The organism is Tolypothrix bouteillei VB521301, from assembly GCF_000760695.4.
Classification (GTDB): domain Bacteria; phylum Cyanobacteriota; class Cyanobacteriia; order Cyanobacteriales; family Nostocaceae; genus Scytonema; species Scytonema bouteillei_A.
Window position 1 is genome coordinate 2139778 of the sequence record NZ_JHEG04000001.1, and the last position, 14318, is coordinate 2154095.

Below are 14318 nucleotides of genomic sequence, written 5' to 3' on the forward strand. Positions count from 1 at the left end.
TGATAACTGTCTACTGGTAACCGATAACTGTTAAGGGCAGACTTACAGCGATATCATGCTGACATTAAAGTCAAAAGGCAAGAAATCTAAAAAAAGAAAGAAGCAGGAGGAAAAGGAAACTCCAACTCTCAGTCTTCAAGAACGTTTATTGCAGAAGCGAAAAGCCGCACAAGCACGAAAAGAATTTTCCAGTATGTTGTCTTCTGCTGGTGCTGTGGGTTTCTTTGTTGGTATTCTCTTAGCTTTTATAGGAGGCATTAAGGCAGCAGTTCCGGGTGTATTGGGAGTCATCACAATAGCGTTGTGTTACAAATATCCCCGTCAAGCGCTTTTTGGCTTCATGATATATCTGCCTTTTAGCGGCACTATCACTTACTATATCGGTAACAGTCCCATACTCCAACTTGCTAAAGATTCCTTTTATATTCCAGCCGCGATCGCTCTTTGGCAAATTTGCAGTAAGAAACGTTTACCTTTCATTGTTCCCAAAGCTATTAAAACTCCGTTATTTATTTTGCTGGCGCTATGCGTGCTGACATTGTTATTTGTCAATGGTATGCAGCAATTTAGCCCACCACTACGCGGTTTGGGAAGCGGTGGTGGTAACAAGCCAATTTTTATGGGAATTTTGGGTCTGAAAGTATTTCTGGGTTACTTACCTCTGATAACTTGTGCTTACTATTTAATTCGGGATAAAAAAGATTTTTTATTTTTCTCGCGAATGCAAGTTGTTCTGATCCTCATCTGCTGTGCAATGGGGTTCATCCAGTATATGTTACTGCTAACTGGGATATGCCAAGGTACAAGACATTTAGAAGGTGCTGCCTTATTTAAGACCTCAATTGAAGCCCGTTGCTATTTCGGTGGTGCTCTACTCTACAGTCCCCAACAAGGTGTGATTCGGTTACCGGGAACCTTTGTTGCACCTTGGCAATGGGCATGGTTCTTGATTTCAAGTACCTTTTTTAGCTTCGCTTCTGGCTTCAGCGATCCTTCAATTCTCTGGCGGGTAGTTAGCTTGGGCTCCATTGTAGCGGTATTTATTAACGCAGTCATTTCCGGTCAGAGAATAGCCTTGGCATTAGTCCCTGTCTGCTTTGTGATTTTGCTGTTGCTAACCGGTCAACTTCGCAACCTTAAACGGTTTATTCCTATGGGAGTTGGTCTGGCTCTGATCCTGGGAATTGCTATAGCAAGCAATCCAGCCCTTTTAGAAGAGAGAACATCCAGTTTGAGCGATCGCTGGGAAGCTTCACCACCTCAAGAATTCATAGTGCAACAATTTGAGGAATCGTGGAAAGAACAAAGAGGGATTTTGGGCAATGGATTGGGTCGTGCGACCAATTCCGCTCGTGCAATGGGTGAGACAAGGCTGATTGAAACATATTATCCTAAAGTTCTTTTTGAAGTTGGTCCCTTTGGAACGTTGGCTTTCTTGGCACTTGTCACAACTCTGACCATTGCTTGTTACCAATCAAATCGGTTAATAAAAAACCGTAATTTCCGCAGTTACGGATCGGCTTTATGGGTGTTTATATTGTTTATTAGTTACAACACCTATTACTATCCTCTTGATGTCGATCCAGTAGCAGTCTATTACTGGTTTGTAGCTGGAGTTATCTTGAAACTACCAATTATAGACAAACAGGAAAGGCAAAAAGAGAATGATGAAAATTCTGAAGAACAACCAAAGAAAAAAACCAAAACAGCGAAAAACCTCTTGAACCCACTATAAATTTCATATTGCATAGTTAAATATTCAATAGGATATACAAAAAGTGAATTCTTATCCCTTGATTTCCGTTATTATTCCAACCTATGGTCGTGAAGAACCACTGCGCGATAGTATAGCCGATGTCCTCAAGCAAGATTATCCAAACTTTGAAGTTTTGGTTGTCGATCAAACACCAGAACACAAACCAGAAATAGAAGCTTATTTAGAAGAATTATCAACCGCAGGTAAAATCAAGTGGTTTCGCCTGAAATGGGCAAGTTTACCAGGAGCGAGAAATTACGCTGTACGCAGAGCAACTGGTGACATCATTTTGTTTATTGACGACGACGTGCAGCTACAGTCTGGATTTTTAGCAGCCCATGCCAAAAATTATGTAGAACAACCAGAAGTGGGTGCAGTTGCCGGACGAGTTTTTGACAGAATGAAATTGGGTGACTCTGGAGGAAATTTGCAGATTGAATATCTTCCTCCCCAAGCCATGGACCCAGGTATTGCTTGGTACCACATTGACTTAGTACATACAGTTAAACCCCAACAAGTTCTAACAGCAAGGGGTTGTAATATGTCCTTCCGTCGTGAAATTTTCACAAAGTACGGGCTGAAATTTGATGAAAGATTTCGTGGTAGTGCTGTTAGAGAAGAATCTGATTTTTGTTTGAGATTGCGGCAAACAGGGTATAAAATTTGGTACGATCCCAACGCTCATTTAGTGCATTTAGGAGAAGAGACAGGCGGTTGTCATGACATTAGCATGCGTTCTCTTCAGTACCAACTGACCTTCTACCACAACCACTTCTTAATGGGTTTAAAAAACCTCTCCCTCACTCAAGCCACACGTCTTTTTGCCCGTTTATTTGACTGTCATGTTCTGGGACATCCTCCCTGTCACAAAAGTGGTTCTCCTATTAAAATTTTGACTCGTGGTGTTTTCTATACTCTGGGTTTCTTCAAAGCCTTAAGCACTGTTATCCAATCAGCATGGAATGACGGTCAAATTTATACTCGTTTAGATGAACAAATTTAGTTAATGGCTAATGGCTAATAGCTAATAGTAAATCGCCAATTAGCAATTAGCAATTAGCAATTAGCAATTAGCAATTAGCAATTTATGAAAATTCTTGTAGCCAGTCATACTTATATTGTAGATCTTAACTGTGAAAAACTCCGCATTTTATCTCAGTTAGAACCAGAAGTTGAGGTCACAATTGTTGTTCCTAAAAAATGGAAACCAGGTGGAGTTCAAAATAAAATTATTGAAACTCAATACCGAGATGAAGGAAAATTTCGCATAGTGCCCATTTCTAATTTCAGTCAAAATCATCAAGGGTTACTGACATTTGGAGGAGATTTAATATCTTTATTGCAAAAATTTCGTCCCAATGTTATTCAGGTAGAACAAGGGTCTCGAGGTCTTGCTTATGCGGAGATGATTGCTCTCAATAAATTATTGGGACTCAAGGCAAAAAACTTATTTTTTACTTGGTGGAATTTACCCTATCAACTCAAGTTTCCAGTTTCTTTATTAGAGAAGTATAACCTTGATAACAGTCACGGCATCATTTCAGGAAATCAAGATGGTGCAGAAGTTTTACGACAACAGGGGTATAAGGGACCTATTAAAGTCATGCCTCAGCTAGGTGTAGATGAACGTTTGTTTGCACCTGCACCTCAACCCGAACTAGCTGCTCAGTTAGGTATAGAGCAAAATGATTTTGTCGTTGGATTTGTGGGACGTTTTGTTCAAGAGAAGGGATTGTTTACTCTTCTAGAAGCTTTGATAGGTTTAAAAGATAGACCTTGGAAATTACTGCTTCTCGGACGGGGACCGTTACAATCGGAACTCTTAAGCAAAGCCGAGGAAAATGCCATCAAAGATAGGGTTATTTTAGTGGAAAGCGTTGCTCATGACGCAGTTCCTAAATATATTAATTTAATGAGTACTTTAGTACTGCCATCGGAAACAAATTACAATCTTAAAAATCTTACTTCTATTGGTTGGAAAGAACAATTTGGTCACGTGCTAATTGAAGCCATGGCGTGTCAAGTTCCTGTTATTGGTTCAAATTCGGGTGAGATTCCTCATGTCATTGGTGAGGCTGGATTAATATTTCCTGAGGGTGACGCCCAAGCATTAGCCCACTGTATAGTTCAATTAATGGAAAATCCTGAATTGACTGAAAATTTGGCTAGTATGGGCTATCAAAAAGCTATGGCTCAATATACCAATACCGCTTTGGCAAAACAGCAATTAGAGTTTTATAAGGAATTGGCTGACGGCTAATGGCTAATGGCTAATGGCTAATGGCTAATGGCTGATGGCTGATGGCTGATGGAAGAGTAAAAGTTGGCAAACATCATTAGTGATTAACAATTAGCTAATAGCTATTAGCCATTAGCTATTAACAATTAACAAAAATATGCAAATCTTACAAATTGTTCCCTCAATTTCCCTAGTCTATGGTGGTCCGAGTCAAATGGTTTTGGGGCTAGCTCCTGCACTGGCAAAGCAAGGGGTAAAAGTGACAGTGATTACAACTGATAGTAATGGCGATACCGGTCAAGAAACACCCTTAGATGTTCCTTTGAATCGCCCTATAGAGCAAGATGGTTATCAAATTATCTACTTTCGTTGTTCCCCGTTTCGTCGATACAAATTCTCCCTAGACTTACTGGGATGGTTAAATAAACACGTCCGGGAGTATGACTTAGCTCACATTCACGCCTTATTTTCTCCTGTCAGCAGTTTGGCTGCAGCAGTATGTCGCCAACAAAAAGTACCCTATATTTTACGTCCTTTAGGAACTCTCGATCCAGCAGATTTACGGAAGAAAAAGATACTCAAACAACTTTATACAGCAATTTTAGAACGTCCAAATATAGCGGGTTCTGCTGCTATTCATTTTACTAGCGTTCAAGAAGCAAAAGTCTCGGAACGTTTTGGCGTTGCTACACGGGATTTGACAATCCCGTTGGGTGCGATCCCCGTGCAGTGGGAGGGGGAGAAGGGAAGAGAGGGAGAGGGGGGGCGTTTATTGCGTCAGCAGTACAGTATTCCTACTGATATTCCTCTAGTGCTGTTTATGTCTCGTATCGATCCAAAAAAGGGATTGGATTTGCTGTTTCCAGCATTGGAGGCGCTTCTAGCTGAGGGTTTCAATTTTCACTTTGTTTTAGCTGGAGGGAATCCTCAAGACGAAGATTATGTGGAAAAGATAAAATCTCAAATCCAAAACTCTCCATTGCGATCGCACACAACAATCACTGGTTTTGTCACGGGTCATTTAAAAACAGCCCTTCTCCAAGCTGCTGATTTATTCGTCTTACCCTCATACTATGAGAATTTCGGTATTGCTGTGGCTGAAGCAATGGTTGCAGGAACGCCTGTTTTGATATCAGACCAAGTTCACATTTGTCAGGAGGTGCGTGATAGTGAGTCGGGTTGGGTAAGTTCGTTGGATGTGAAAGAGATTGTTAAATCACTTCGTACAGCGCTAGAAAATCCATCAGAATGCCAAAGACGGGGGCTACTTGCGAGAGAGTATGCACTGCAACATTACAGTTGGGATGCGATCGCCCGTCAAATCATTCTTGCTTACAATCAAATTCTGTCCTAATTAAGTTGTAGAATCTTAGGTCTGTAAACCTGCGTGTCATGACACAATTTGAAATTTTATTTCAAACCCTAGACTCCAATCGGAAAACCGGGTTTTGTGTCATCATGCAAGATAGAATACATATGCCTCTTTGTACAACAGGGAATGTCACATGGCTCTCCGTCTAGGCGATACAGTACCTAACTTCACTCAAGCCTCCTCAACTGGCGATATAGACTTTTACCAATGGGCTGGAGACAGCTGGGTTGTGCTGTTCTCCCACCCCGCAGACTTTACACCAGTTTGTACCACCGAACTGGGAACCGTTGCTAAGTTGAAGCCTGAATTCGACAAGCGCAACGTCAAAGCTATCGCCCTCAGCGTTGATGATGTTGAATCTCATAAAGGATGGATTGGGGATATTGAAGAAACCCAAAAAGCAACCCTCAATTATCCAATTTTGGCAGATGGCGATCGTAAAGTCTCCGATCTTTACGACATGATTCACCCCAATGCCAACGCCTCGTTAACAGTGCGTACAGTCTTCATCATTGACCCTAATAAAAAGCTGCGTCTGACCTTAACTTATCCTCCAAGTACCGGACGTAACTTTGATGAAATTCTGCGAGTGATTGATTCACTGCAACTCACTGACAACTACAGTGTGGCGACACCAGCCGACTGGAAAGACGGTGATGATTGCGTGATCGTCCCTTCATTAAAAGATCCTGAAGTTCTTAAGGAGAAATTCCCCAAAGGATATCAAGAAATCAAACCCTACTTGCGGATGACACCTCAACCCAATAAGTAATTGGTAACGGATTGAGACCGGATGTCACATGACATCTGGTAAAAAACTATGTAGAGACGCGTCATGGCGCGTCTCTCCTGTATCTTTATATCCGTACTGCTAGAGTAAGATAAGATATTCTGACTGGCATTGAGGATAGCGATCGAGGGGCAATAACTGTGGCTGGTCTAAAAACTTTATCTGTAGCTTCTACATTTTTAGTATTTGCTGTGTTAAGTATAGGCAAAACAGTCACTGCTACAGCTTTCAATCCTGCTCCTTTATTCAAAGATGTGGCTAGCTACAAAACCACAATCTCTGCGGGCGATCGCTTAGCTGATATTTATTTTCCCAACCCAAAAGACTTAAAAACTGGTAATTACTCTTTTCCTATAGTTCTTCTATTGCAAGGTGCGCTTGTAGATAAATCAAATTACTCAAATTACGCCAGTATAGTAGCCCGTTATGGATTTGTGGTAGTTGTACCAAATAGCGATCGTTTAGTGCCATCACGTGGTCGAGCCCTAGCACCTCAAACTTCAGATATTACAGATGTTTTAAAATATATGGTTGCTGAAAACTCCAATTCTGCTTCACCTGTTTTCGCAATTGTTAATACACAAAAATTAGCTTTGCTCGGTCACTCTTTTGGAGGTGCTGTAGGACTATCTGCAATTGCCAACTTATGTTTGGAGTCCCTTTCATTCTGTAAAGGCTCCTTCAATCGGCCTAAGGAACTTGTAGCAGGAGCGTTTTTTGGCGCAAATTTACGCGATACAAAAGATGAGTTTATCCCCATCAACAATTCTGGAATTCCTATTGCCCTGTTACAAGGTAGCCTTGACAATAGAGCGCTTCCTTTTAGAGCTAAAAGAACCTACGACAATATTCAAACCCCTCCCAAAGCATTGATTACCATTTTAGGTGTAAATCACTTTGGCATAACCAATACAAGTAACCCTGCGGGGGCAATACCAGACTCAAAAAACTCTACCCTTGCTCAAAATATAGCAGTAGAAACAATCGCCCGTTGGAGCGGTCTCTTCTTACGTGCTAGCGTTCTTAAAGACAAAGGCGCATCTGATTATGTATATCGCACGGGTGATGCTCGCGATCCAAATGTAGCCGTTATTTCTGACTCTGTAAAAAGAGAAAAATAGAGGAGGAAAACCAAATACCCTACATTACCAGCATTGAGCGTATTGGACGACAAGAGGGACGACTTGAAGAGCGTCAAGATATTTTTAGTCAGTCGGTTTGGGACGATTGACGAACAGTTAGAAGCGCTCGTCAAGGCATTAACAGAATTACCTACGTCTGAATTTAGTAGTCTACTGTTATCGCTCTCGACTCTCTCACGGGAACAGTTGCTGACACGTTTTGGATAAAATAAGGTGGGCTAAATCCCACCCTACTTTGCGCCTTTGCGTGAGAAACAATCATCAATTTGGCGGATCTAACTTATTCACAACCGCAGCCCACAAAATCATTGGTGAACCTACAGCCAAACAGAACAACCACTGCCCAAATGTTAATGGTGATGTAGAAAAGACTTCATTAATCAAAGGTACGTGAGCAAAGACAATTTGTAGAAGAATGGCTCCCAAAATTCCCAAACCAATTGCCGGAATATCAACATTTTCTTGAATTGTACCATCCATCTTAGCAATCAAATTTGGAACTAACTGACTAATACTCAACAAATAAAATATCCTACCTGCAATCAACGAATTAATTGCCATTGTTCTAGCCAAATTTAGATCGCCTGTTGTAGCTCGAATATATTCAAAAACCCCAAATATCACAACCCAATTAAACAAAGAAACTGCTAAAATACGCTTTAATCTACTACTAGAAAGAATTGGTTCATTGGGATTGCGTGGAGATTGCTTCATGACATTTTGTGCTTTCGGTTCAAATGCCAATGGCACTGTCATGGTAATGGAATTCAACATATTAAGCCAGAGAACTTGTAGTGACAGGATAGGCAAATCTCTTGACAACAACGTGCTTAATAAAATTGTCATCGATTCCCCTCCATTAACAGGGAGAATAAAGCAAATAGCTTTTAAGAGATTTTTATAAACAGCCTGCCCTTCCTCAACTGCGGCTTCAATGGAAGCAAAGTTATCATCGGTGAGCAGCATATCTGAGGCTTCTTTGGCAACTTCCGTACCCGCACCACCCATGGCAATGCCGATATCCGCTTGCTTTAATGCGGGTGCATCATTAACACCATCGCCCGTCATTGCTACTATCTCGCCTTTAGATTGCAGTGCTTGTACCAATCGCAACTTCTGTTCTGGCGCAACACGAGCAAAGACCACACCCTCTTCCGCAACTTGTGCGAGTTCTGCTTTATCCATTTTTGCTAGTTCAGCACCAGTAAATGCCAGAACTGAACCATTTTTGTTGATTCCCATGCGTCTGGCTATAGCTTGTGCCGTAACTGCATGGTCACCAGTGATCATCTTGACTTGAATTCCTGCTTCTTGGCAGGCTTGCACCGCCTTGATAGCACTCTCACGAGGCGGATCGATCATCCCTTGCAAGCCCAGGAAAATTAACCCAGTGTCAATGTCGGGATGATTGACTGTAAATTGCATATCCGGTACGGGTTTCTTTGCTAAAGCCAGTACCCGCAAGCCTTGTCGTGCCATGATATTCACTTCTCGTTCAATAGTAGTTTGGCGTAGAGTTTCTACACAGTCCATTGGACGAGTCTGTCCTTCAGTATTTAACATCAGGGTGCAGCGCTTGAGAATAGCCTCTACGGAACCTTTCACGTAGATAGTTCTACCTAGCTGAGATTCATGCAATGTCGCCATGTACTGATAGTCAGATTCAAAGGGAATGGCATCGAGCTTTCGCATCTGGTTGGCTAGGGAAGATTCATTAAATCCCGCTTTACGAGCAGAAGTAATTAATGCTCCCTCTGTTGGATCTCCCACAACTACCCACTTTCCGTCTTTCTTTTCTATGTGGGAGTCATTACACAAAATTCCTGCCAACAAACACTCTTGCAAGCTTTTATCGCTGTTTAAATTAACTGGTTTATTATCCTTGAGAATTTCTCCTTCTGGTGCGTAACCCACACCACTTACTGTATATTGATGCCCTCCAGCGTAAATAGCTTGTACTGTCATCTGGTTTTCTGTAAGGGTGCCTGTTTTATCAGAACAAACAACAGTCGCACTACCCAATGTTTCCACAGCTGGTAATTTGCGAATAATCGCATTTCGTTTTGCCATTCGCGACACACCAATTGCCAGTGTCACTGTCACAACAGCTGGCAACCCTTCAGGAATAGCACTGACAGTCAGCGCGACTGCTGCTTCTAAAGCATCTTGCAAGCCTTTGTAACTCAGCCCTACAACAAAGGTGAGAGTTGCTAAGCCCAAAACTACCCGCAACCAATTTTGGCTGAATTTATCAAATTTTCTAGTTAAAGGAGTGGAAATATCCGTATGTTGTTCCATTAATTGGGAAATATGACCTGTTTCGGTATTATTCCCTGTGGCAACTACGATTCCCTTTGCCTGTCCAAAGGTGACGAAGCCTCCCGCATATGCCATGTTCTTGCGTTCTGCTAGGGGGGTTTCGCTGTTTAAGACAGAGGTGATTTTTTCGACGGCGACGGATTCACCCGTAAGCCCGGATTCATCAATTTGTAAATTTTTTGCTTCTATTAATCGTAAATCTGCTGGAACTTTATCACCAGAAGCTATTAAAACGACATCCCCCGGTACTAATTCTTGTGAAGGAATACGTATTTTTTCACCGTTACGGATGACGGTGGTTTCTGTGGTAATGGCTTTGGCGAGGGCTGCGATCGCACCTTCTGCTTTGGATTCCTGCACAAAACCAATGATGGCGTTAGTTGTAGTAACGCCCCAAATCACTCCTGCGTTTACCAAACTTCCCGACAGCGCTTTCACTAAACCCGCACACAGCAAAATAATCAGCAGTGGTTGGTTAAATTGCAAGAGAAACTTTAACCACCAAGGTTTGGTTTTCTTTGCCGTCAGTTCGTTTGTCCCGAACTTTGCCAATTTTTGTTTGACTTGGGGGCTACTCAACCCCTTCTCTGGATGAGTTTCTAGAAGTGCGATCGCATCATCAATTTCCAAAGCATGCCAAACTTGGGGCTGCTTCTCGGACAGTCCAACAGGAGATATAACCCGAACCATATTTCAAAATAATTAGTGTTGTTATTTATATAGCACGAACAAATAGTGCTAAAAGTAAAATGACACTATAAAATTTCAATAAAGACTATTGTGTTCCTCAATAGTTGCATGAAAACTACGGAAGCGAGTATGCTTGCCGTGTCAGTAAGAGAGTGGCAACTCGTAAGCGCGTGAATGTGAACTTGTCTACACCTTTAGAATTAATTGGGCGTTCGGCAGAATTCCAACAGATAGTGGAAATTCTGGCACGGGATGGAGATTTGTTAATAGCGGGAGTACCGGGAAGCGGACGGCGTACTCTCGTGCGAGGTGCAGCCCAAGAAGTAGGAGCAATTATATTAGAGGTAGACTGCATTCGCGCTACTGATGGGCAGAGATTTTTACAATTGTTAGCAGAGGCAATTAGTCAAAACTTTGAACCTGTCCCCATTCGGCAATGGTTAGCGACAACTGGGGGTGAATTATTTGCTTTTCATCCTGAAGGCAATGGCGGTAAGCTCAAACCCCTGCGTTCTCTAAATCAGAAGCAGCTATGGCAAGCATTTGAAATGCTGATTGCCTTACCACAAAAGTTGGTAGAAAATACAGGCAAGCAAGTGGTGTTAATATTGCAAAGTTTCCCCCACATCCGTTCCTGGGATCGAAATGGTTTGTGGGAAACTACTCTCAGACGAGAAATTAATCAGCACGATCGCGTCAGTTACATTTTAATTGCAACTATTGCTGAAATTAGCAATCACCCAGAAGAAAGCGACTATCCATTAGAGGTTGTGCAGTTACCGCCTTTAGCAAAAGATGTCATGGCTATTTGGGCGAGAGAGATGCTGCACGCTTCGGGCTTGACATTTGATGCGCGATCGTCAGCATTGCAGTTATTTCTGGATGCGGTACAAGGACACATTGGTGATGCTGTGTCCCTCATTCGCCGCCTGCAAACCTTTCGCCGCCCGGATGGTTTAATCACCGAACACGAAGTAAAGCTAGCCATTGAAGGGTTACTCAAAGATTTATCTATCGTTTTTGAGTCTTTGCTGATGCTACTTCCAGCCAATCAAGTGCATCTTTTAGAATGCTTGGCAACCGATCCTACAGAAAAACCTCAGAGTAAAGAGTATATTCAGAAACATGGTTTGTCTCGAGGTGGAAGCCTTCAAGGTGCATTGTTGGGATTGCAGCACAAAGGCTTAATTTACGGTCAGGAAAAAGGTTATCGATTTGCGCTACCTTTGCTGGCTTTATGGCTGTGCGAGCGTTTGATCTAAAATTTATGAAAGTGCAGTTAAGAGGAAAAAAAGATGCTTTCATCTCCTATTATTTTACAAATGCCCTCAGATTTGCACATGACAGACGAGCAATTTTTCGAGTTCTGTCGGGTTAATCGGGACTTACGTATAGAGCGAAATCAATTTGGAGAAATATCTATTATGTCTCCAGCGGGTGGAACTACAGGCAATCGTAGCGGTAGCATATTTGGAGAGCTTTATATTTGGTCCAATCAAGATGGAACAGGTCTTTGTTTTGACTCTAGCACTGGATTTAAGCTATCCACAGGTGCAGAGAGATCTCCTGATGTTTCTTGGATGAAGCTAGAAGGATGGAATAGTTTATCGGAAGAACAGCAAGAAAAATTTGCCCCCATTTGCCCGGATTTTGTGGTGGAGTTGCGGTCGCCTTCCGATAATCTCAAACCATTAAAAGAAAAGATGGAAGAATATATGAGAGAACCAGGGATACAATTGGGCTGGTTGATTGACAGAAAAAATCGCAAAGTTTATATTTATCGTCCGGGAAAGCCAGAAGAGTGTTTGGATAATCCTGCAACTGTTAGCGGCGATTCAGTTTTGCCTGGATTTATTTTAGATATGAAAAAATCAAAATTCTAAAACTCACTTAGGTCAGTTTTGCCTGTTTAGCCGTGAATCCTATTCACCAAAATTTATCAGATGATATCCTCTAAGCTCCCATCCCAGAATAACGCTTCAATCCACGCCGCCACAGCATACGGTTTAAGCCCAAGAATAGCAAAATCCAACCTATCATTAACCAAAATCCACGCCCTACATCTGTAGGTAAACCTATCAAAAGACTTGCAGGAAAATTAACCATATAAGGGAATGGGGTGCAAAGAACGATCGCCCTGACAGGTTCGGGAAAAACCTCTAAAGGTGCAATCATTCCAGACAAAAACAAGTAAAACAAAAACCATAAACTTTCTATAGCACTGGCGCGTTCTGTCCAAAAAGCAAACATTGCAAAAGTGTATTGGGTAATAAAGCGCAAAGCAAAAGCTAGTGTTAAGGATATTAAAAAGAGCAAAAAATTTGTTAAACTAGGTACCCAAAAAGCTTGAGGATAGATAATAAAAAAGATAATTAACAGCAGTATTGTAAAGGGTAACCGAGCGGATCTCTCTGAAAGATGAGAAGCAATATGATGCCAAACTGGATCTATTGGTTGTAGCAATCGCGGTGAAAGTTTACCTTCTACTATTTCCCTTTCAAATTCCCAAACCACCCATACAATTGTGATTTGTCGCACTAGGAAAACTGTAATAAAATAACGAGCAAAATCTATTGGTTGTAAACTAAACTGTCCTCCTTGCGCTGCTTGTATCCAAACTCCCATAAGAATAATTGGCAAAGAGTTTGCCAGTACCCATAACAGGAGTTCTGACCGATATTCAAGCATATAGGCATAGTAAACAGAAAGAAACGTCCGGCTTTTTCTTAAAATTTGTTTTAGCATAGATTTTGTTAGTTGTTAGGTGTTGGTTATTGGTTTTTCTTGTCACTACTAGCCACTAACCACTAACCACTCCTGCTTGAAAAACTCGACCAATCACTTCTTCTACAGGTGGTTCTGTAACTGTTAAATCAACGACATCTAGATCGGCTAATATGCGGGAAACCGTGCGCGTAAGCAACTCTTGCTGCACCATAAAACACACAGATCGTCCCTCTATATGTCGTAGATCGCCGTAATATGTGAGTTTTTCTTTAGGAACAGGATTCATTAATTCCAAATGAATTTCTTTATAAGGAGCAAAACTTTCTAGCAGCCCATCCAAACTGCCATCATACATCAACTTTCCTTGGTGAATCAGCAGAACTCTTTGACACAGAGCAGTGATATCAGCCATATAATGACTTGTTAACAACACTGTTGCTTGGTAGCGCCGATTGTATTCCCGCAAGAAATCGCGCACTCCTATCTGAGCGTTTACGTCTAGCCCTAGAGTTGGTTCATCCAAAAACAAGACTTGGGGACGGTGTAAAAGCGCGGCGAGTAATTCTGCTTTCATCCGTTCGCCTAAAGATAGTTTTCGCACGGGTTGGTTCAGTTTGCCTTGTAACGAAAGCATCTCCGTTAATTCCCCTACCCGATGTCGGAATTCTCGATCTGGGATGTTATAGACAGCAGCATTAATTTTTAAAGAATCAAGCGCTGGTAAATCCCAAATTAACTGTTGTTTTTGCCCCATCACCAAAGTAATTTTCTGCAAAAACCCATCTTGACGGCAAAATGGTACGTATCGAGCAACTCTCACTTGACCGCTTGAAGGATGAATCAATCCTGTCAGCATTTTCAGGGTTGTGGTTTTACCTGCACCATTCGGTCCTAAAAATCCTACGACTTCACCTGGTGCAATTTCAAAGGAAACATCTTGTACTGCTTTAATGTCTCGGTAAGTACGGCGGAAAAAATGAGTAATTGTTCCTGCAAGACCTGGTTCTTTAACAGCAACAGGGTAAACCTTAGTGAGGTTTTGAACTGATATTATACTGCGATCGCTAGAGTTAGATGCGTGATAAGTATCAGATGTAAGTGGTTCTGGGGACATATAAGGGAATACTACAACAATGGGCTAAGCGGCAAAGACTAAGTAAGCTGATGCAAATCATTGTCAAGAGTTGGTAGCAGTACTTTAGCACTAAAGCGCTACTACCAACGGAATTGAGAACTTTTCCATTTCATGACACAGTTTTATCTTTTCTTGCTGACCTACTGAC

At 41.8% G+C, this 14318-nt stretch carries 12 protein-coding genes; 9 read left to right on the top strand and 3 right to left on the bottom strand.

Annotated elements, in window-relative coordinates:
- Window positions 1-55 precede the first annotated feature (55 nt).
- From hpsL to HC643_RS08655, 7 genes are all read left to right on the top strand, one after another.
- Window positions 56-1735: a hormogonium polysaccharide biosynthesis protein HpsL gene (gene hpsL, locus HC643_RS08625; RefSeq protein WP_050046266.1), complete on the top strand. Its 1680-nt coding sequence runs from the start codon at window positions 56-58 to the stop codon at window positions 1733-1735.
- Window positions 1736-1778: 43 nt separating this feature from the next.
- Window positions 1779-2759: a hormogonium polysaccharide biosynthesis glycosyltransferase HpsN gene (gene hpsN / locus HC643_RS08630; protein WP_038108399.1), complete on the top strand. Its 981-nt coding sequence runs from the start codon at window positions 1779-1781 to the stop codon at window positions 2757-2759.
- 84 nt (window positions 2760-2843) lie between these two features.
- On the top strand, window positions 2844-4016 hold the full coding sequence (hpsO, locus tag HC643_RS08635) for a hormogonium polysaccharide biosynthesis glycosyltransferase HpsO (protein ID WP_038108401.1): 1173 nt from the start codon (window positions 2844-2846) through the stop codon (window positions 4014-4016).
- A 136-nt stretch (window positions 4017-4152) separates the two neighbouring features.
- Complete coding sequence (hpsP, locus tag HC643_RS08640; protein ID WP_038091417.1) at window positions 4153-5349, top strand: hormogonium polysaccharide biosynthesis glycosyltransferase HpsP; 1197 nt, start codon at window positions 4153-4155, stop codon at window positions 5347-5349.
- 151 nt (window positions 5350-5500) lie between these two features.
- Window positions 5501-6139, top strand: coding sequence for a peroxiredoxin (locus tag HC643_RS08645; protein WP_038091419.1), 639 nt, complete (start codon window positions 5501-5503; stop codon window positions 6137-6139).
- Window positions 6140-6297: 158 nt separating this feature from the next.
- Window positions 6298-7278 (top strand): alpha/beta hydrolase family protein, encoded by a 981-nt coding sequence (locus HC643_RS08650; RefSeq protein WP_167844638.1) that lies wholly within the window; start codon window positions 6298-6300, stop codon window positions 7276-7278.
- A gap of 63 nt (window positions 7279-7341) precedes the next feature.
- Window positions 7342-7506, top strand: a complete 165-nt coding sequence (locus HC643_RS08655) for a hypothetical protein (RefSeq protein ID WP_153021516.1) — start codon at window positions 7342-7344, stop codon at window positions 7504-7506.
- 54 nt (window positions 7507-7560) lie between these two features.
- Here the strand turns inward: HC643_RS08655 and HC643_RS08660 are convergent, their stop codons facing one another.
- Window positions 7561-10308: a cation-transporting P-type ATPase gene (locus HC643_RS08660; protein WP_038091425.1), complete on the bottom strand. Its 2748-nt coding sequence runs from the start codon at window positions 10306-10308 to the stop codon at window positions 7561-7563.
- Between the two features lie 170 nt (window positions 10309-10478).
- Between HC643_RS08660 and HC643_RS08665 the strand changes: the two genes are divergently transcribed.
- A complete protein-coding gene (locus HC643_RS08665) occupies window positions 10479-11570 on the top strand; it encodes an ATP-binding protein (protein ID WP_038091433.1) in 1092 nt (363 codons plus the stop codon).
- A gap of 33 nt (window positions 11571-11603) precedes the next feature.
- Complete coding sequence (locus HC643_RS08670) at window positions 11604-12191, top strand: Uma2 family endonuclease (RefSeq protein WP_038091435.1); 588 nt, start codon at window positions 11604-11606, stop codon at window positions 12189-12191.
- Between the two features lie 70 nt (window positions 12192-12261).
- On the opposite strand, the gene HC643_RS08675 is transcribed toward HC643_RS08670, so the two are convergent.
- The gene (locus tag HC643_RS08675) at window positions 12262-13053 is read right to left on the bottom strand and encodes an ABC transporter permease (RefSeq protein ID WP_038091436.1); all 792 of its coding nucleotides are present in this window, start codon (window positions 13051-13053) and stop codon (window positions 12262-12264) included.
- Between the two features lie 55 nt (window positions 13054-13108).
- Entirely contained in the window at window positions 13109-14149 is a 1041-nt protein-coding gene (locus HC643_RS08680; RefSeq protein ID WP_050046261.1) for an ABC transporter ATP-binding protein, read from the bottom strand.
- Window positions 14150-14318: the final 169 nt, after the last annotated feature.

Coding starts and splice junctions, on each gene's coding strand:
- hpsL (WP_050046266.1), top strand. CDS start 56: ATGCTGACATTAAAGTCAAAAGGCAAGAAATCTAAAAAAAGAAAGAAG.
- hpsO (WP_038108401.1), top strand. CDS start 2,844: ATGAAAATTCTTGTAGCCAGTCATACTTATATTGTAGATCTTAACTGT.
- hpsP (WP_038091417.1), top strand. CDS start 4,153: ATGCAAATCTTACAAATTGTTCCCTCAATTTCCCTAGTCTATGGTGGT.
- HC643_RS08645 (WP_038091419.1), top strand. CDS start 5,501: ATGGCTCTCCGTCTAGGCGATACAGTACCTAACTTCACTCAAGCCTCC.
- HC643_RS08660 (WP_038091425.1), bottom strand. CDS start 10,308: ATGGTTCGGGTTATATCTCCTGTTGGACTGTCCGAGAAGCAGCCCCAA.
- HC643_RS08670 (WP_038091435.1), top strand. CDS start 11,604: ATGCTTTCATCTCCTATTATTTTACAAATGCCCTCAGATTTGCACATG.
- HC643_RS08675 (WP_038091436.1), bottom strand. CDS start 13,053: ATGCTAAAACAAATTTTAAGAAAAAGCCGGACGTTTCTTTCTGTTTAC.
- HC643_RS08680 (WP_050046261.1), bottom strand. CDS start 14,149: ATGTCCCCAGAACCACTTACATCTGATACTTATCACGCATCTAACTCT.